This window comes from Pseudomonas sp. 30_B (genome assembly GCF_017491605.1).
In the GTDB taxonomy this organism is placed as follows: Bacteria; Pseudomonadota; Gammaproteobacteria; order Pseudomonadales; family Pseudomonadaceae; genus Pseudomonas.
The window spans coordinates 1-17,117 of the sequence record NZ_JAFGYY010000041.1 but is presented as its reverse complement, the minus strand read 5'-3'; the positions used below and the strand labels follow the sequence as shown (position 1 = coordinate 17,117).

The 17,117-nt window shown below is 67.3% G+C and carries 18 protein-coding genes; 8 read left to right on the top strand and 10 right to left on the bottom strand.

Features of this window, described 5'->3' with window-relative positions; all coding sequences use genetic code 11:
* Nucleotides 1-2: 2 nt before the first annotated feature.
* From J5M67_RS26210 to J5M67_RS26190, 5 genes are all read right to left on the bottom strand, one after another.
* Nucleotides 3-284, bottom strand: coding sequence for a hypothetical protein (locus tag J5M67_RS26210; RefSeq protein WP_207888340.1), 282 nt, complete (start codon nucleotides 282-284; stop codon nucleotides 3-5).
* 52 nt (nucleotides 285-336) lie between these two features.
* Nucleotides 337-933 carry a C40 family peptidase gene (locus J5M67_RS26205; protein ID WP_207888339.1) on the bottom strand — a complete coding sequence of 199 codons (597 nt, stop codon included), beginning with the start codon at nucleotides 931-933 and terminating at the stop codon, nucleotides 337-339.
* Nucleotides 934-1,079: 146 nt separating this feature from the next.
* Entirely contained in the window at nucleotides 1,080-1,664 is a 585-nt protein-coding gene (locus J5M67_RS26200) for a C40 family peptidase (protein WP_368735953.1), read from the bottom strand.
* A 119-nt stretch (nucleotides 1,665-1,783) separates the two neighbouring features.
* On the bottom strand, nucleotides 1,784-2,107 hold the full coding sequence (locus J5M67_RS26195; RefSeq protein ID WP_207888338.1) for an antibiotic biosynthesis monooxygenase: 324 nt from the start codon (nucleotides 2,105-2,107) through the stop codon (nucleotides 1,784-1,786).
* Entirely contained in the window at nucleotides 2,104-2,838 is a 735-nt protein-coding gene (locus tag J5M67_RS26190; RefSeq protein ID WP_207888337.1) for a hypothetical protein, read from the bottom strand. Before J5M67_RS26190 ends, J5M67_RS26195 begins: the two co-directional genes overlap by 4 nt.
* 85 nt (nucleotides 2,839-2,923) lie before the next feature.
* Between J5M67_RS26190 and J5M67_RS26185 the strand changes: the two genes are divergently transcribed.
* The gene (locus tag J5M67_RS26185; protein ID WP_368735954.1) at nucleotides 2,924-3,841 is read left to right on the top strand and encodes a LysR family transcriptional regulator; all 918 of its coding nucleotides are present in this window, start codon (nucleotides 2,924-2,926) and stop codon (nucleotides 3,839-3,841) included.
* A 57-nt stretch (nucleotides 3,842-3,898) separates the two neighbouring features.
* Here J5M67_RS26185 and J5M67_RS26180 read toward each other — a convergent pair whose 3' ends face one another.
* Entirely contained in the window at nucleotides 3,899-4,288 is a 390-nt protein-coding gene (locus J5M67_RS26180) for a hypothetical protein (RefSeq protein ID WP_207888335.1), read from the bottom strand.
* Nucleotides 4,289-4,502: 214 nt separating this feature from the next.
* On the opposite strand from J5M67_RS26180, the gene J5M67_RS26175 reads away from it, so the two are divergent.
* Nucleotides 4,503-4,820, top strand: coding sequence for an I78 family peptidase inhibitor (locus tag J5M67_RS26175; RefSeq protein WP_207888334.1), 318 nt, complete (start codon nucleotides 4,503-4,505; stop codon nucleotides 4,818-4,820).
* A gap of 775 nt (nucleotides 4,821-5,595) precedes the next feature.
* Here the strand turns inward: J5M67_RS26175 and J5M67_RS26170 are convergent.
* On the bottom strand, nucleotides 5,596-6,519 hold the full coding sequence (locus J5M67_RS26170; protein WP_207888333.1) for a LysR family transcriptional regulator: 924 nt from the start codon (nucleotides 6,517-6,519) through the stop codon (nucleotides 5,596-5,598).
* A 122-nt stretch (nucleotides 6,520-6,641) separates the two neighbouring features.
* On the opposite strand from J5M67_RS26170, the gene J5M67_RS26165 reads away from it, so the two are divergent.
* On the top strand, nucleotides 6,642-7,391 hold the full coding sequence (locus tag J5M67_RS26165; protein WP_207888332.1) for a 3-oxoacyl-ACP reductase family protein: 750 nt from the start codon (nucleotides 6,642-6,644) through the stop codon (nucleotides 7,389-7,391).
* Nucleotides 7,392-7,465: 74 nt separating this feature from the next.
* On the opposite strand, the gene J5M67_RS26160 is transcribed toward J5M67_RS26165, so the two are convergent.
* Entirely contained in the window at nucleotides 7,466-8,554 is a 1,089-nt protein-coding gene (locus J5M67_RS26160) for an FUSC family protein (protein ID WP_207888331.1), read from the bottom strand.
* 85 nt (nucleotides 8,555-8,639) lie between these two features.
* Nucleotides 8,640-10,076, bottom strand: a complete 1,437-nt coding sequence (locus tag J5M67_RS26155) for a glycosyltransferase family 39 protein (protein WP_207888330.1) — start codon at nucleotides 10,074-10,076, stop codon at nucleotides 8,640-8,642.
* 119 nt (nucleotides 10,077-10,195) lie between these two features.
* Here J5M67_RS26155 and J5M67_RS26150 point away from each other — a divergent pair, with 119 nt between their 5' ends.
* Entirely contained in the window at nucleotides 10,196-11,257 is a 1,062-nt protein-coding gene (locus J5M67_RS26150) for a metallophosphoesterase (RefSeq protein WP_243434897.1), read from the top strand.
* Between the two features lie 86 nt (nucleotides 11,258-11,343).
* Nucleotides 11,344-13,407, top strand: a complete 2,064-nt coding sequence (locus J5M67_RS26145) for a bifunctional diguanylate cyclase/phosphodiesterase (protein ID WP_207888329.1) — start codon at nucleotides 11,344-11,346, stop codon at nucleotides 13,405-13,407.
* Here J5M67_RS26145 and J5M67_RS26140 read toward each other — a convergent pair.
* Nucleotides 13,391-14,257 (bottom strand): LysR family transcriptional regulator, encoded by an 867-nt coding sequence (locus J5M67_RS26140; protein WP_207888328.1) that lies wholly within the window; start codon nucleotides 14,255-14,257, stop codon nucleotides 13,391-13,393. The genes J5M67_RS26145 and J5M67_RS26140 overlap by 17 nt on opposite strands.
* 192 nt (nucleotides 14,258-14,449) lie before the next feature.
* Here J5M67_RS26140 and J5M67_RS26135 point away from each other — a divergent pair, with 192 nt between their 5' ends.
* The 3 genes from J5M67_RS26135 to J5M67_RS26125 are packed head-to-tail and all read left to right on the top strand — an operon-like array spanning nucleotide 14,450 to nucleotide 16,773.
* Nucleotides 14,450-15,085: an ankyrin repeat domain-containing protein gene (locus tag J5M67_RS26135; RefSeq protein ID WP_207888327.1), complete on the top strand. Its 636-nt coding sequence runs from the start codon at nucleotides 14,450-14,452 to the stop codon at nucleotides 15,083-15,085.
* Between the two features lie 30 nt (nucleotides 15,086-15,115).
* A complete protein-coding gene (locus J5M67_RS26130) occupies nucleotides 15,116-15,571 on the top strand; it encodes a nucleoside deaminase (RefSeq protein WP_207888326.1) in 456 nt (151 codons plus the stop codon).
* A complete protein-coding gene (locus J5M67_RS26125) occupies nucleotides 15,568-16,773 on the top strand; it encodes a CynX/NimT family MFS transporter (RefSeq protein WP_207888325.1) in 1,206 nt (401 codons plus the stop codon). The genes J5M67_RS26130 and J5M67_RS26125 overlap by 4 nt, the downstream gene beginning before the upstream one ends.
* Nucleotides 16,774-17,117 lie beyond the last annotated feature (344 nt).

Sequence of the window (17,117 nt, the reverse complement as noted above, 5' to 3'; positions counted from 1 at the left end):
GGTCAGTCCTCGATCAGCGCGCTCAGCGGGATACGGAAGCGGCTCTCGCCGTCGATGGACTTGATGCCGCGCGGCTTGGCGGTGCTGACCAGGGCGGTGCCGTTAAGGCGTTCGAGCACCTCGCAGTCGATGCGCCCGACGGCGGGCAGCTGATCATCGGCGTCATCCGCCTGGACCAGCGAACGGCGCTTGAGGAAGCGCCAGTCACGACCGCCGGCATCGATCAGCCGGCACTCTGCCCAGCCGGCGAAACACTCGTCGGTAAAGCGCACTATTTCGACCATCAGGCTGGGCATCGTCGGGTTCTCAATCGGTTCTTGCAGTGGCGGCGGAGGGTCAGCCGTTGAAGCGGCGAGCGGTGGTGAAACTGCGTTCCCAGTAACTGTTGGCCAGCGAATCCTGGCGGATACGGCCGCCGGAGCTGGGCGCATGAATGAACTGGTCGTTGCCGATGTAGAGGCCGACATGGCTGACGTTGCCGCGTCCATTGCGGTTGAAGAACACCGCATCGCCCGGCTTGAGTTGATCCCGGCCGACGCGCTGGCCACCCTTCTGGATCATTTCCCCGGTGGTACGCGGCACCTTCATGCCCGCTTCGGTACGGAACAGGTAGACCAGCAGGCCACTGCAGTCGAACCCGCTGCTCACCGAGGTGCCGCCGCGGCGGTAGGGAATGCCGACCAGTTGGCGGGCGCGGGCGACCACGCGGGAATTGGTGGCACGACGGCTGTCGTGTACCCCGGCCTGCAGCGGGCGGGTGGCCGGCTGGTGCAGGCGCACGACATTGCGATTGAGTGTCTTGGCCTGTGCCGTACGCGAGAGGCCGGCGACAGCCTTGTGGCCATGGGCAGCTTTTACGGGCTCCCTGGCCTCGCAAAGCGGAGCAGCCAGGGCAATCAACAGGGTCATGTTCAGGAGGAGGAGCGGGCGCATGGTTCGGACATCGTGTGACGGCGGATGAAACGGAGCGCTATCTTAGGAATCTCCCTGAATTGGGGGATGGGGCTAACCACCCGATCTGTGTAGGTCTTTTCTGATTCGAATTTCCCGGGTGACTCGGGTTCATCTTTTTCGATGGATCACCCACTGAACCGCCGCGCGGTGGTGTAGCTGCGCTGCCAGTAGCTGTTGTCGAGCGAGTCGATGCGGATGGTCTTGCCGGTGCTCGGCGCGTGGATGAAGCGCTGCTCGCCGATGTACAGACCAACGTGGCGGGTCTGGCCGCTGCCGTTGTGGTTGAAGAACACGGCGTCGCCGGGACGCAGCTCGTCGCGGTCCACTTCGTTGCCGCGCTGGGCAATCATCGAGGCCGTGGTGCGGGGCAGCTTGCGGTTGGCGATGCTGTCGTACAGGTAGACCAGCAGGCCGCTGCAATCGAAACCTTCTTCCAGGCTTTCACCGCCCCAGCGGTAGGGCTCGCCGATCAGCTCGTGGGCACGGGCGACGATGCGGGTCGTGTCGACAGAGCGTCGCCCGCGGGTCGGCGCAATGGTCGTTGCCGGGCGCGGTGGGCTCTGGCGCATGGCCGGGCGGACGAGTTGCTGCTCCAGCGCGTCGAGCTCGTAGCGTCGCCAGGAGGGCGCATCGAAGTCATCGGCCAGCGCAAGGCCGGGAGAGCAGGTGGCGCACAGCAGGAGCGCAGGAAGCCAGCAGGGGAGACGCACGTCGATTCACCTCGCGGCGAGTGATCAGGACGGCGTCATCCTAGGAATGGGTGGGGAAATCGAATGTAGGATTTCTCCACTGCCAGTGAAGGCGATTTCCATGAGGGACCAGCGGTCGCTCAGCGTTCGAATCCGTAGGCGCGCTCGACCCGACAGACCCGCACCTGGAAGGTGTCGTACCAGTCCTGCCGCCCGCGCTTCCGGGCATTGCGGTGTTCGCACTCTTCCCGCCAATGGCCGATGGCGGCTTCGTCGCGCCAGTAGGACACGGTGATGCCGAGCCCGTCGGCGCCCCGAGCGGACTCGACGCCGAGGAAACCCTCCTGCCCGGCGGCCAGCTCCAGCATGCGCGTGGCGGTGTCGGCATAGCCTTCGTCCTGCTCGCTGCGCAGGGAGGTGAAGACCACGGCGTAGTAAGGCGGTTGGGGTGTGCTGGCGATCATGCGGGGCTCCCGACTCGGCTGGCGGCGTATTTGAAGGCGGCGGTGAGGAAGGCCTGGGCCAGCGGCACGCCGACGCCGGCGAGCGCCTTGCGTTCGGGCTGGAACAGGGTGGCGAGGAAGAACGGGTGGTCCGTGGCCTCCAGCGCACGGATGCTGCCGTCCTCGCCATGGGCACAGGCGCGCAGGGTGTCGCCGAACAGCGCGTCCTGGAACTCGGGGTTCACCCCGTAGCTGCAGCGATAGCCTTCGCGGATGCTGGGCAGGCCATAGATCGCGGCCAGGCGCGAGCCGGGACTCAGCGCGATGGTTTCGCTGACTTCCACCAGCGAGCAGGGCAGGGCATGGATCACCGGTCGCCCGGCGTCCGGGGCGGTCTCGCCGTGGGCGGCGTCCTGCCAGCCGAGCACCTGGCGGGCGCGTTCCAGCAGGGCGTGCTGGAAGCCACCGCAGGTGCCGAGGAACGGCACGTCGTGGGTACGGGCATGGGTGATCGCACGCAGCGCTCCCTCGGTGTCGTGATAGGGGCTGCCGGGGATGCACCAGAAGCCGGAGTAGGCATGCAGCGGCAGGCCGGCCGCCAGGCGCGGGGTATCCAGCCAGTCGACGCGCAAGGTGCCGCTGTGGGGCAGCAGCGACTGTTGCAGCGCCAGGGGAATCGCCCAGTGCGCGATGACGCGACTGTCACGGTCGCCGATCAAACCAATGCGCAGAACCTTGCGTTGCCGTCCCATGTGTCGCTCCCCTTTGCGCCGAGGCCCATTGGCGGGCCGATGGGAGCAATTTATAGTTGCGCTGGCGCAACCAAAATTGGCGGTTGTGCAATGCCGGAGTGCGTCTATGCAATATCGTCTCGAGTACGCCGATCTCGCCCTGGTGCTGGCGCTGGTGCGTGGTGGCAGCCTGGCCCGCGCGGCGGAGTTGCTGGACGTGGATGTCTCCACGGTGTTCCGCGCTGTGCGCCGATTGGAGAAGGCGCTGGGCACCGCGTTGTTCGAGAAGGGCCGTCACGGCTACCTGCCCACCGCCACCGCCCAGCAGATCGCCAGCCAGGCGGAGCTGGCCGAGCAGGCGCTGGAGACCGCGCGGCTGAGCCTGGAACAGGGGCACGACGTGCTCAGCGGCACCGTGCGCCTGACCTGTTCCGACACTGTGCTGCAAGGCCTGTTGCTGCCGGCACTGGCGCGTTTCATGAAGCGTTACCCGGCGCTCAACCTGGAACTGACCACCTCCAACGCCTTCGCCAACCTCAGCCGTCGCGACGCCGACATCGCCCTGCGTCTGACCACGTCGCCGCCGGAGCACCTGGTCGGGCGCAACCTGGGCGATGTGCATTACGTCCTCTGTGCTCACCGCGACTACCTCGCCGAGCAGGGCAAGCGGCCCTGGCAGGAGATGAGCTGGATCGCCCCGGACGACTTCCTGCCCGATCACTCCAGTGTCGCCTGGCGCCGCCAGGCATTCCCGGCGGTGGTCCCGGCCTACCGCTGCAACAGCATGCTCTCGGTGCTCGATCTGTGCCGCGCGGGCCTCGGGCTGGCGGCGCTTCCCGCCTTCCTGCTGCGCCCCGATGACGGCCTGCGGGTTTTGGAGGGCGAGCTGCCGGGATGCAGCACCCACCTGTGGCTGCTGACGCGTCCGGATTGTCGCGCACTGCGCGCGGTGGTGACGCTGTTCGAGGAACTGGCCGGCAACCTGTTCATGGACAAGCGCGCGGGGACCGGGCGCCACGGCTAGCGCCCTCTACGGGGTCATGGAATCGAAAGGCCCCGCGCGAAACGGGGCCTGCGTGGTTTACCAGTGGCGGTAGTAGTGTCCCGGCGGGCCGTAATAACCCGGGCCGTAGTAGCGGGGCGCGTAGTAGCGCGGACCGTAGTAGCGCGGTCCCGGCACCACCACGACCGACCGATAGTAGGGCCGATACACCGGTTGGTAGACCGGAACCGGCTGGTAGTACACCGGCGGCGGTGGCGGGTAGTAGGCCACCGGTGGCGGCGGGTAATAGGCAGGCGGAGGCGGTGCATAGTAGGGCGCCGGCGCCGACCCGGCGACGATCGCCCCGCCGACCACGGCACCGACCACCGCGCCGATGGCGGCGGCATCGCTGTTGCTGTTGGCCGCTGCCTGTCCGGCAAGGGCCAGGCAACCGCAGAGTACGGCGAACCGGGGAAGACGACGAAGCATGATGGACCTCCTGGGGCCCGGCATGGTGCCCGTTATCCATGAGACATCCGCCCGCGAAGATTGGTAAGGCCGCCCAGTGTAAAAGTTGTGTAAAAGGCAGCGTGCCGGCTCTGCGGCGGGCGTTCCGTGCATCAGGTTGCAATACTTCGATGCCCCGTCCGGGACTTCAGGCTGGTAAGGTGCCGCTTTTCACCAACCATCAGGGAGACTTTCCATGCCCTTGAACCGAGTGACCCTGCTGTCGCTTTTCGCCGTGGCTGCGCTGGCCGGATGCAGCGCCAAGGACAGCTCGTCCGATGCCGCTTCGCAAACGCCGCCTGAGCAGTCCGCCAGCTGTGACGCCAAGGCCGCGCAAGCGCTGATCGGCAAGATCATCGACCCGACCCTGACCGAGCAGGCCCGCCGCGACGCCGGCGCCAGCGTGGCGCGTGTGCTGCGTCCGCATCAGCCGGTCACCATGGAGTACAACTCCCAGCGGTTGAACATCGATGTCGATGATCATCAGGTGGTGCAGCAGGTCAACTGCGGCTGATCGCCGTCTGCCTCAATGAATAAGCCCCGCACTGACGGGGCTTTTGCTTATGCGATGAATCAGGTGTAGGGCGGATAACACCTCAAGCGTTTTCCGCCGCTTTGGAGTTTGGTGTTTCTGCGCCGCTTCGGCGTGGGCTGAGAGATTTTGTTTCGCCCCCTCGGGCGACCCACTTTGGCAAACGACCCAAAGTGGGCAAAGGTCTTGCCCCTGCATCCGGGTCCGGCTTCGCCGGACTCCCCTCGCTCCATCGAAGTTTCAGGGGCGCGCGTCGACGGGCCATCCATGGCCCAACGACGCTCTCGCGGCATCCATGCCGCTCAACCCCTGAAACTCCGATTCCACTCGGCCTCCTGAAGGGGCGCTCCGGCGTGTGCGGAGATTTCTCTGGAAGTCCTTAAATCCAGAGCCAGAGCGGTGTGCATGCTTTCGTAGGAGCGGACCTTGTCCGCGAAATCCATCGCGGATGAATCCGCTCCTACAGGAACGCGCCGGTGCTGTACGCCCGCGTAGGAGCGGACTCCGTCCGCGAAATGAAAGGCCCTCGCGCTGACGGGGCTTTCTTCTTGCGCGTGTACGTGAGCAAGCACTGTAGGGCGTATAACCGTTCGCGGTTATACGCCGCTTCTCCGATGTTCCGGCTCGTTCATCTGTCGAGCCCGGAGCACCTCAGGGCGGGTACTCCGAACCAACCACGGAGGGCGCTGGGATCAAGGTCAATCGGCGTATAACGTCGAACGTTATACGCCCTACGCCAGCGGGCAGTCCCGCCGCTTCAGATCGCCGAAAACCGCTGCCCCAGCCCGCTCTCGCGGAAGTGTTCCACCACGTGTTCGACGAACACCCGGGTCTTGGCCGGCAGCAACTTCTGCGCGGCGTAGTAGATGGCGGTGTTGCCGGCATCCACGTACCACTCCGGCAGTACCCGCACCAGCCGGCCGTCATCCAGGTAGGGCAACGCGTGCTGCATGCTGACCAGGGTGATGCCCAGCCCCTTGAGGGCGGCGAAGCAGGCCGCTTCCGGGTCGCTCAGGGTCATGCGCTCCTTCAGGGCGATGGGCGCCTGCGCGTGCTGGCGGTTGACCAGCGGCCAGGGGCGCACCCGGCCGGTCTGCGGCGAGCGGATGCGGATGCCATCGTGGCTGGGCAGGTCGCTCGGGTAGCGGATCGGCGGATGGGCGTCGAGATAGGCCGGCGAGGCCAGCAGCACCAGGTGCGCCGGCGACAGCTTGCGCGCCACGACGCCCGGCGGCAGCTCGAAGCCGCCGCCTATGGCCGCGTCGAAGCCCTCGGCGATCAGGTCCACCTGGCGGTTGTCGAAGTGCCAGTCCGGGCGGATCGCCGGGTAGCGGTCGAGGAAGTCCGGCAGCAGCGGCAGGATGTAGTCGCGGCCGAACACCAGGCCCATGCTCACTTTCAGCACGCCGCTGGGCTGGCCGTCGGCGCTGGCCAGGTTGGCGATCGCGCTCTGCAGGCTGGCCAGGCCGCCGCTGGCTTCATCGAGGAATCGTTCGCCCGCTTCGGTCAGGGTCAGGCTGCGGGTACTACGCTGGAACAGCCGCACGCCCAGGTTGTTCTCCAGTCGAGCGACGTTCTTGCTCACCGCCGCCGGTGTCAGCCCCAGGCGCCGCGCGGCGGCGGCGAAACTGCCGGCTTCGGCGCTGCGCACGAAGCATTCGATACTGATCAGGCTTTCCATGGGTGGTATTCCGGACGTTTGGTATCGACTGAATATAGCGATTACTGGCTACCGGGTCAGGAGTGTGAGCGCGAAACTGGCCCCGTCGAATTGACTCCCCCACTGATTCCCGGAGACACACAATGACCACTACTCAATCCCTCACCGGCAAAGTCGCTTTCGTTCAAGGCGGTTCCCGCGGCATCGGCGCCGCCATCGTGCAGCGCCTGGCCAATGAAGGCGCCGCCGTGGCCTTCACCTATGTCAGCTCGGCGCAGAAGGCCGAAGACCTTGCCGCCAGCATCGAAGCCACCGGCGGCCGCGCCCTGGCGATCAAGGCCGACAGCGCCGACGCCGCTTCCGTGCAGGCGGCCATCGACAGCGCCGCCCAGCGTTTCGGCCGCATCGACATCCTGGTGAACAACGCTGGCGTGCTGGCCATCGCCCCGGTGGAGGAATTCAGCCTGGACGATTTCGACCGTACCCTGGCGGTGAACGTACGCAGCGTCTTCGTCGCCACCCAGGCCGCCGCGCGGCACATGGGCGAGGGCGGCCGGATCATCACCATCGGCAGCACCAACGCCGATCGCATGCCCTTCGGTGGCGGCAGCGTCTACGCCATGAGCAAGTCGGCCATTGTCGGCCTGACCAAGGGCCTGGCCCGTGACCTCGGCCCGCGTGGCATTACCGTGAACAACGTGCAGCCCGGCCCGGTGGACACCGACATGAACCCGGCCGACAGCGACTTCGCGGCATCCCTGATGGATTTGATGGCGGTGGGCCGTTATGGCCGCGCGGAAGAAATCGCCGCCTTCGTGGCCTACCTGGCCGGCCCGGAAGCCGGCTATATCACGGGTGCCAGCCTGACCATCGACGGCGGTTTCGGGGCTTGATTGGCGGCGCGTCGCAAGCCTTGTGTTGAACACCGGCCCGGAGCGCAAGCTACCGGGCCGATTTCATTCTCCACTCAGCTGCGGTCGCGGCTCTGGATGTTCCAGTGCGGTGCCGTGGCGGCGAGCTTCTCCGAGAGCATCTCCACCTGTTCGTACAGGCGCAGCGTCAGCCAGTAGAAGCCTTGCTTCTCGAAGGAATCGGTGAGGTTGAGCGGACGCGGGGAGAGGTTCTCCAAACCCTGGCAGGCCTGCACCAGTTTGCTGGTGCGGCTGAACTTCAGGGCATGAGCCGATTGCAGGAGCAGGCGGCCGATCAGCTGCCGGTGGTGATCCAGGCTGGCCGGCACCGGCTCGATCTCGCCGGCCTGGGCGGCGAACTGGCGCGAGGCGATCAGCGATTCCAGGGTGCCCATCACCGCGCGGTGGATGCGCTGGATGATCTCCAGGTCGCGCAACGGCATCCCGGTCTCCCGTGCCACCGGCCCCAGGTGGGCGCGCGAGGCCACCAGGCGGTGGTCCAGTTCTTCCAGCTGGCGGGCGAAATGTTCCGGGCTGAAGTCGTGGTTGGACGACAGTTGCCCGTACATTCGCGCGCAGGCCCGCAGGTTGTCCGAGAGCAGGTAGCGCCAGACATAGACCGCCCGCAGCGGGTAGATCTGAGAGAAGAGCAGGGCGACGGCGACGCCGATCAGCACGTTGGCCGAGCGCCACAGTCCCTCGGTGAAGCCGGTTTCCCCGGGGCCGGCGACGATGCACAGGGTGATCCCCGCCAGCAGCGCGACATAGCCCGGGCGGCGGATGGCGAAGAACGCCGAGGCGGCGCCCAGCACCGACATCAGCAGGTAGGCCAGGAGCTGGGAGCGGGTCTGGTCGTAGACGGCGATCACGCACAGGCCCAGCGCTGCGCCGACCAGGGTGCCGACGACCCGTTCATAGGACTTGCCGCGAATGGTGCCCTGGTGCACCAGCCCGCCCATCACCACCAGCACCGTTATCGAGGCCCAGAGGCCGTGGGGCAGTTTCAGCGCGCTGGTCAGCAGCATCGACGCCAGCAGCGCCAGGCCGACCCGGATGCAGTGGATCCAGGCAGCGTAGCGGTAGCGGGTATAGGGGTTGGCCAGGCGGCGAAAGGGCAGGCTGAGGATCGACGGGGGCTTCGCCAAGGGAAGCGGCTCCTGTGCGGCAGTGGCGATGCAGCAAGGTTAGCCGCTTGCGGCGGCCTTGGTGCGCGGGCAGGTCAATGCCGCCTCATTCGTGACCGACGAAGTAATAGTCGCGCTGGCCGACGCGGTAATGCTGCAGCACGCTCAGCGGCGGCTGTGGCGTCTCCAGGCTTTCCAGCACGGCCACGTGGCCGCCGGGCTGGGTCAGTTGCGCCATCAGTTGCTCCTGCGTGTCCAGCGCCGGCAGGCGGCTGCGGCTGTAGAACACGGCGGCGCCGGCCAGGCGTTCGCTGGGTTGGAACAGCGTGACCTGCCGGCCCGCCGACTCCTGCTGGCGAATCTCCTGGGTCAGCGGCAGGAAGGATTCCTTCTGGTCCGCGCGCGGTTCGACCCACAGCGCGTAGCCCAGGTAGAAGCCGGGTACCAGCAGCATCAGGGCGAGCAGCGTGCTGCGGCCCCGCCGCGCCCATTCCGCATCACGGGCCTGCCAGCGCTGCAGCAGTTCGCGACCATACTCGGCGCCGATCACCGCCGCCGCCGGGGCGAGCGACATCAGATAGACCATGCGCTTGCTGGAGGCGAAGGTCAGCAGGGTGAATTGCGCCGCCAGCCAGAGGCAGAAGAACAGCAGGTAGCGGTCGCTCGCCAGGCGTTTGCGGAAATGCCAGAGCCCGAGATAGAGCAGCAGGTTCCACGGCAGGAACGCCTGCGGCAGGCGCACCAGGTAGTAGTAGAAGGGCTCGAAGTGGCCGGCTTCGCTGAACGAGCCGCTGAAGCGCCCGACGCTGTTGGTCCAGAGGATTTCCTGCAGCGCCGCGACGCCGCCGTCGCGGTAGAGGAACATCAGCCAGACGAGCAGCGGGACCAGGCCCAGCACTGTCCAGAGCGCCGGACGGAGCCAGGCGCCGATCTCCAGGCGGCGTCGGGCGAAGGTGTCCCAGAGCAGGCAGGTGAAGATCACCACGCCGGGCAGAGCCAGACCCAGCACGCCTTTGCTCAGGGTGGAGAGGGTGATGCCGAGCGCGAAGGCCAGCCAGTGGCCCGGCTTGCCCGGCGACCTGAGCCAGGCCTGCAGGTAGGACAGCAGCGCCAGCGTCACGCCGAGGGCGAGCAGGGCGTCTTCGCCCACCTGGCGGGCGTTGCTCCAGAAGCTCGCCATGGTCATCAGCATCAGCGCGGCGGACAGCGTCAGCAGCGGCGGCCGGCCGATGCGCCTGAGCATGCCGTAGAGCAGCAGGACGCAGAACAGCCCGGCGAACGCCGAGGCCAGGCGTGCGGCCAGCGCGGTCGGCCCGAACAGGCGCATGGTGGTGACGTCCAGCCACAGGCTTAGCGGCGGCTTTTCCAGGAAGGGCAGGCCGTTCAGGCGGGGCGTCACCCAGTCGTGGTCGAGGTACATCTCCATCGCGATGCCGGCCACCCGCGGCTCGGTGGAACCCTGCAACTGGTGATTGCCCAGTGCGGTGAAGAACAACAGGCCGCCCAGCAGGATGAGCAGGGCGAGGTGGCGGTAGGAAACCATAACGTGTCCGGTGTGATTCGGTATGGCTGCAGATATAGGTGAAGGAGCCTTAACACAGAATTAACCTACTGCATGCTCCACTGCAGCGACCTCCAACCGGTATGTCCCAGGGGACCGCCATGCCTGCCCGCCCGCTGAGTCCCACTGTTTCTCCTGCGCCGCGTCGACATCTTCTGCGCAACCTGCTGCTCACCCTCGCCGCGTCGCTCGTGGTGGCGGGGTGCATGGTGGCCTACCTGATGATGGTTCCTCCGCCGCCCTATACCCCGCTGTCCGGCCAGCCGACCTCGCAGGTCACCTTGCTGGCGCTGGGCGACCAGGGCAGCGGCGATCTCCAGCAATGGCGCGTGGCGCGGGGGATGGAGCGGGTCGCGGAAGGCGAGGGCGGGCTGAACATGGTCCTGCTGCTGGGCGACAACTTCTACGGCAAGCCGCTCAAGGGGACCGGCGATGCCGCCTGGCAACTGAAGTTCGAGCGCGTCTATCGCGGCGACTGGCTGAGCCACGTGCCGTTCTATGCGGTGCTGGGCAATCATGACTACCCCAGCTCCGCCGCCGTGGAACTGGACTACGGGCGCAAGGGGGCAGGCTCCGGGCGCTTCCAGATGCCCGATCCGTTCTATGTGCGCGACTTCGGCGAGACCGAAGGGCGCCCGCTGCTGCGCGTAGTGTTCCTCGATACGTCCCAGAACGCCGCCGGCCGCCAGCGCCAGGCCGACTTCCTGCAAGCGGCCTTTGCGAAGGACGGCCCTGCGCCCTTGTGGAAGATGGTCGTGGCACACCATGCGATCCGTAGCGGCGGAGGCAAGCATGGCGAAGATCAGGAGCTGCTGGCGCAGTTGTTGCCGGCCATGCAGCGCAGCGGCGTGGACATCTATCTGTCCGGTCATGAGCACAACCAGCAGGTGGTGGTGCACCCTGGCGAGCCGGCCTGGCTGATTTCCGGCGGCGGTGGACAGACCATCGACGGCTTCAAGCCCGCGCCGCCGACCGATGACGTGCCGTTCGCCGTCGCGCAGCCGGGGTTCGCTCGCCTGGCGTTCACCCCGGAGCAGCTGCAACTGGCTTACTACGACGCCGATGGGCGCCAGGAGCAGCGCTTCCTCTGGGCGCGGGCCTGTCCCTGGATGGCGCAGGGTTGCCTGCACCGGAACGGCCTGGCGCAGATGGCGACGAACTGACATCTCTGCCAGTGTTTTGCCACCAGGGATTTCGCTAAAATCCGGGCCTTTTGCGCGCTTCTCTTCCGCGCGCCTCGAGAGCACCCATGCTGACTGGTAGTTACGATCCCTCCCTGGTCCTGATATCGCTGTGTGTCGCAATCCTGGCGTCCTACACGGCCCTCGACCTCGCCGGCCGGATCGCCACTGCCAAGGATTGGTCGGCGACCCTGTGGGTCGCTGGCGGAGGCATGGCGATGGGCATCGGCATCTGGTCGATGCACTTCATCGGCATGCTCGCCTTCAGCCTGCCCATTGCCCTGGGCTATGACCTGCGGCTCACGCTGCTGTCGCTGGCCATCGCGGTGATCAGTTCCGGGTTCGCCCTGGCCCTGGTCAGCCAGGAGCGCCTGCCGGCGTGGCAACTGGTGCTCGGCGCGCTGGCGATGGGCTGCGGAATCAGCTGCATGCACTACCTGGGGATGTCCGCGATGCTCATGCAGCCGGGCATTGACTACGACCCGCTGCTGTTCGGCCTGTCATTGCTGATCGCCGTGCTCGCCTCGGGCGCGGCGCTGTACATTGCCTTCCGCCTGCGCCGGAACACGCCCTACGTGCGCCTGGTGCGGGCCGGCGCGGCGCTGGTGATGGGCGTGGCGATCGTCGGCATGCACTACACCGGCATGGCCGCGGCGCGCTTCCCCCTGGGCAGTTTCTGCGGCGCCGCGCCCAGCGGCCTGGGCAATGACTGGATGGCGGCGCTGATCATCGTCGTCACCCTGGCCGTCATCGGCATCGCCCTGCTGACCTCGGTGCTCGATGCGCGCCTGGAGTCGCGCACCGCGCTGCTCACCTCATCGCTGGCGCGGGCCAACCAGGAGCTCACCCAACTGGCCCTGCACGACAACCTGACACGCCTGCCCAACCGCGTGCTGCTGGAAGACCGCATCGAGCAGCTGATCAGCAAGGTGCAACGCAACGGCGGGCATTTCGCGCTGATGTTCCTCGATCTGGATGGCTTCAAGCCGGTCAACGATGCCTTTGGTCATCACATCGGCGACCTGCTGCTCAAGGATGTCGCCAGCCGCCTGCGCGACAACCTGCGCAGCGAGGATACGGTGGCGCGCATCGGCGGCGACGAATTCGTCCTGCTGGTTTCGCTCTCGGACCCGGAGGATGCCGTGACCGTCGCCAGCCAGCAGGTCAGCCTGCTGGCGCAGCCGTTCCTGGTCTCCGGCCAGGAGCTGCGCATCGCCGCCAGCCTCGGTATCGCACTCTATCCCGGTGATGGCGCCAGCCAGCAGGAACTGCTGCGCAATGCCGACGCCGCGATGTACCACGCCAAGGACAATGGCAAGAACGGCTACAGCTTCTTCGAGCAGTCGATGAACACCAACGCCCGCAACCACCTGCAACTGCTCCACGACCTGAGGGCGGCTCTGGCGCGGCGCGAGTTCGTCCTGCATTACCAGCCCAAATTCGCCGCCAGCGGCGAGCCGGTCGGCGCCGAGGCGCTGTTGCGCTGGGAGCACCCGCAGCGCGGCCTGCTGATGCCCGACACCTTCATCGCCCTGGCCGAGCGCACCGGGCTGATCATCGCCATCGGCGACTGGGTGCTGGGCGAGGCCTGCCGGCAGATGAGCCTGTGGTACGCGCAGGGTTACCGGGACTGGCGCGTGGCGGTGAACCTCTCGGCGCTGCAGTTCTGCCACGCCGGCCTGGTGGACTCGGTGGCCGGTGCGCTGAAGCGCTACCAGCTGCCGGCCAACTGCCTGACCCTGGAAATCACCGAGACCACGGCGATGCGCGACGCCGATGCGAGCCTGGCGATCCTCGGCCGCCTGGCGGAGATGGGCGTGGACCTGTCCATTGACGACTTCGGTACCGGCTATTCCAGCCTGCTGTACTTGAAGCGCCTGCCGGCCAACGAGCTGAAGATCGACGGCGGCTTCGTCCGCGACCTGGAGCAGGACAGCGATGACGCGGCGATCGTCTCGGCCATTGTCGCCCTGGGCCAGGCGCTGGAACTGCGGATCGTCGCCGAAGGAGTGGAAACGTCGCGCCAGCAGGACTTCCTCACCCGCCTGGGCTGCGACTCGCTGCAGGGCTTCCTGTTCGGCAAACCGGTGCCCGCCGAACAGTTCATCGACCATCTCAGCGCGACGGCGTGACCTCGGCCAGCTGCGCGCAGACGCCGCGTAGCTGCTCGTACAACGTACGTCCCGCGCTGCCCAGTTCGGGGCGGGCATAGAGCGCCAGTTCCAGCCCGTCGATCGGCGCGAAGCCCTGGGCGGCGTCCAGCAGCCGATGTCCTGCGTGACGGCCGCGCAACGGCAACAGGCTGACGCCCATTCCCGCGGCCACCGCCGCCGACAGGCTGGCCAGGCTGCCGCTGCTGTAGCTGATGCGCCAGCGCCGCCCGCTGGCTTCCAGGGCGTGGATCATCTCCTGGCGGTACAGCGCGCCGAGCGGGAACACCACCAGCGGCAGCGGATCGCGGGCGGCGGCGGGGTTGTCGGCGCTGTCCAGCCAGGCCAGCGGCTCCGGCCAGTGCGCCAGGCAATCGCTGTCGGCGCCCCATTGTTTGACCAGCGCCAGGTCCAGTTCGCCGCTCCGGTACTGGCGCAACAGTTCCTGGCTGAGACCGCTGGAGACTTCCAGGCGCAGGCGCGGACGCTCCACGCTGAAGGCCGCCAGCAGCGGCATCATGCGTTCGCCGGCGAAGTCCTCGGGCATCCCCAGGCGCAGCACGCCTTCGCTGTGCTCGCTGCTCAGCGCCTCGCGGGCCTCGCCGCCGAGCTGGAGGATGCGCCGGGCATAGCCGAGCAGGCGTTCACCCTGTTCGGTGGGCAGCGCCTGGCGCTGGCTGCGGTCCAGCAGGCGACAGTCCAGGCTCTGCTCCAGCCGCAGGATCTGCTGGCTGACGGTGGATTGGGTCAGGTGCAGCAGTTCGGCGGCGCGGGTGAAGTTGCCGGCATCCACCACCATCACGAAGCTGCGCAGGAGGTTGGGGTCTAGCATTTTGTTTTCCACTGGAAGGCATGTTTCTATTTAATTTCAACATAGAATGTCCCTTCGTCATACTGGCGGCATTCTTTTGGAGGCTGTTGCCGCTTCGCCGCGCCTGCCACGGGCCGCATTTCGTCTGGCGACGCGAGCGGGTGTCGTCACCCCCGACAGCCTCTGGGCACCACAGCCGACAGAGGAGCGCCAATGGACACGCCGACCATCCAGACCGAGGACGTGCACAGCCGCGCGGCCGCAGAGGCCCTGCTGGGCGCCGCCAGCGCCGGGCGTGAAACCGACGTGGCGGCGCTGCTCAAGCGCGGCGTGCCGGTGGACGCTACCGATAGCCAGGGCAACACCGCGCTGCTGTTGGCCACCGCCCACGACCACATTGGCGTGGCACGCCTGCTGATCGCCGCCGGTGCCGACGTCAACCGGCAGAACCGTATCCACGACAGTGCCTACCTGCTGGCCGGGGCCTCCGGGCGCCTGGAAATCCTCAAGCTGACCCTGGCCAACGGCGCCAACCTGCGCAGCACCAACCGCTACGGCGGCACCGCGCTGATCCCGGCCTGCGAGCGCGGCCATGTGGAAGTGGTGGAGACGCTGCTCAAGGCGGGCGTCGATCCGGACCACGTGAACAAGCTCGGCTGGACCGGGCTGCTCGAAGCCATCCTGCTCAGCGATGGCGGCCCGCGCCACCAGGCCATCGTGCAACGACTGATCAACGCCGGGGCGAACCTGAACCTGGCCGACAACGACGGCATCACGCCGCTGCAACACGCCCGCCAGCGCAACCAGACCACCATCGCCAGGATGCTGGAAGCCGCCGGCGCGCATTGAGCCCATGCCGAATTCCTGAAGAGAACTGCCATGCAACACGAAAACTTCATGCGCGAGGCCCTGCAACTGGCCCGCGACAATATCGAGGCCGGTGGCCGCCCGTTCGGCGCCGTGCTGATCAAGGACGGCCAGGTAATCGCCCGCGCCGCCAACTCCATCCATCTGGACTGTGACCCCACCGCCCATGCCGAACTGCTGACCATCCGCCAGGCATCCGCCGCGCTCGGCACGCCGCGCCTGGAAGGCTGCGTGATCTACGCCAGCGGCCATCCGTGCCCGATGTGCCTGGCGGCCATGCACCTGTGCGGTGTCGAGGCGGCGTACTTCGCCTATTCCAACGACGAGGGCGAGCCGTTCGGGCTGTCCACCGCCAGGGTCTACCAGCAGATGACCCTGCCGCCCCAGCAGCAGGCGCTGCCGCTGCGGCCCTTGCGCCCGGTCGGCGAAGAGGGGCTCTATGCGCGCTGGCAGGCGCACGGCAAATGAGCCGGAGTATCGCGGTACCCGCGGGCGAAACGGCCCGCGCCAGCTGGATCGGCCTGCTGGTGATCGTCGCCCTGGGCATCAACCTGCGGCCGATCCTCACCTCCATCGGCCCCTTGCTCACCGATATCCGCGACGCCACCGGTCTGGGCTTCCAGGGCGCCTCGATGCTCACCGTGTTGCCGGTGCTGTGCATGGGGCTGTTCGCCCTGGCCTTGCCCTGGGTCGGCCCGCGCCTGGGCGAAAGCCGTGGCGTGGTCGCCGGCCTGCTGGCCATCGGCGCTGCCTGTTTCTGGCGCCTGCTGCTGGACAGCGGCTTCGCCCTGATCGCCAGTGCCGTGCTGGCCGGCACCGGGGTGGCGATCATCCAGGCGTTCGTGCCGGGGGTGATCAAGCGCTGGTTCCCGCACAAGGTGCCGTCGGCCATGGGGCTGTATTCGGCCTCGCTGATGGCAGGCGGCGGCAGCGCCGCGGTGCTGGCGCCGATGGTGTCGGAGCACTTCCATCGTTGGCAGGACGGCCTCGGCGCCTGGCTGCTGCTGGCGATCCTTGGGCTGCTGCTGTGGGCCGTCGCGCGCCCGCGCGAAACGCCGGTGGCCACGCCGCCCCGGCAGGCGGTGCAGCACTATTTCGGCAGCCGCCGTGCCTGGCTGCTGGCGCTGTACTTCGGGGTCATCAATGGCGGCTACACCAGCATGGTGGCCTGGCTGCCGGTTTACTACCGCCAACTGGGCTGGAGCGCCCAGGCCAGCGGTGGGCTGATCGGCCTGATGACCATCTTCCAGGTGATCGCGGCGCTGACCATCCCGATGCTGAGCCGTGGCTCGCTGGATCGTCGCGGCTGGCTGAGCCTGTGCTTGCTGGTCCAGTTCGCCGGCTTCGCCGGGCTGATCGCATCGCCCCTGCATCTCTCCGGTATCTGGGTGGCGCTGATCGGCTACGGGCTGGGTTCGTGCTTCGCCCTGAGCCTGACACTGACCCTGGATCATCTGTCCGATCCCGGCGCGGCGGGGCGCCTGGCGGCGTTCGTGCAGGGCATCGGCTTCATCGTCACCGGGATCATTCCCTATGTGACCGGTTGGCTGCGTGACAGTACCGGCAGCTTTCAGGCGTCCTGGATACTGCTGGCGGTGTCGGTGGTGGCGATGCTGGGGGTGACGTTGCGCTTCTCGCCCAAGGGGTATGCGCGGGCGATGGGCAAGTAAGCGATCGGGTATTTCCCGGGGCGCCCGTTGGGCGCCATTCGCGGGCATGGCCCGCTCCTAGAGGGAGCACCGCTTTCGTAGGAGAGGACTCCGTCCGCGATGCTTTCTCGTTTGGGTGTGTATGCGCCGCATCGGCGTGTTCGAGGACATTTTGTTTCGCCCCCTCGGGCGACCTCCTTTGGCAAACGACCCAAAGGAGGCAAAGGTCTTGCCCCTGCATCCGGCCCCGGCTTCGCCGGGGTTCCCTCCTTCCATCGAAGTTTCAGGGGCCCGCCGCGAAGGGCCATCCCTGGCCCATCGCGGCTCTCGCGGCATCCATGCCGCTCAACCCCTGAAACTCCGAT

Excerpts from the sequence above, each read along its gene's own strand:
- J5M67_RS26130 (WP_207888326.1), top strand. The coding sequence starts at position 15,116 with ATGCAACACGAAAACTTCATGCGCGAGGCCCTGCAACTGGCCCGCGAC.
- J5M67_RS26140 (WP_207888328.1), bottom strand. The coding sequence starts at position 14,257 with ATGCTAGACCCCAACCTCCTGCGCAGCTTCGTGATGGTGGTGGATGCC.
- J5M67_RS26165 (WP_207888332.1), top strand. The coding sequence starts at position 6,642 with ATGACCACTACTCAATCCCTCACCGGCAAAGTCGCTTTCGTTCAAGGC.
- J5M67_RS26210 (WP_207888340.1), bottom strand. The coding sequence starts at position 284 with ATGGTCGAAATAGTGCGCTTTACCGACGAGTGTTTCGCCGGCTGGGCA.
- J5M67_RS26190 (WP_207888337.1), bottom strand. The coding sequence starts at position 2,838 with ATGGGACGGCAACGCAAGGTTCTGCGCATTGGTTTGATCGGCGACCGT.
- J5M67_RS26150 (WP_243434897.1), top strand. The coding sequence starts at position 10,196 with ATGCCTGCCCGCCCGCTGAGTCCCACTGTTTCTCCTGCGCCGCGTCGA.
- J5M67_RS26195 (WP_207888338.1), bottom strand. The coding sequence starts at position 2,107 with ATGATCGCCAGCACACCCCAACCGCCTTACTACGCCGTGGTCTTCACC.
- J5M67_RS26205 (WP_207888339.1), bottom strand. The coding sequence starts at position 933 with ATGCGCCCGCTCCTCCTCCTGAACATGACCCTGTTGATTGCCCTGGCT.
- J5M67_RS26145 (WP_207888329.1), top strand. The coding sequence starts at position 11,344 with ATGCTGACTGGTAGTTACGATCCCTCCCTGGTCCTGATATCGCTGTGT.
- J5M67_RS26170 (WP_207888333.1), bottom strand. The coding sequence starts at position 6,519 with ATGGAAAGCCTGATCAGTATCGAATGCTTCGTGCGCAGCGCCGAAGCC.
- J5M67_RS26180 (WP_207888335.1), bottom strand. The coding sequence starts at position 4,288 with ATGCTTCGTCGTCTTCCCCGGTTCGCCGTACTCTGCGGTTGCCTGGCC.
- J5M67_RS26175 (WP_207888334.1), top strand. The coding sequence starts at position 4,503 with ATGCCCTTGAACCGAGTGACCCTGCTGTCGCTTTTCGCCGTGGCTGCG.
- J5M67_RS26155 (WP_207888330.1), bottom strand. The coding sequence starts at position 10,076 with ATGGTTTCCTACCGCCACCTCGCCCTGCTCATCCTGCTGGGCGGCCTG.
- J5M67_RS26135 (WP_207888327.1), top strand. The coding sequence starts at position 14,450 with ATGGACACGCCGACCATCCAGACCGAGGACGTGCACAGCCGCGCGGCC.
- J5M67_RS26125 (WP_207888325.1), top strand. The coding sequence starts at position 15,568 with ATGAGCCGGAGTATCGCGGTACCCGCGGGCGAAACGGCCCGCGCCAGC.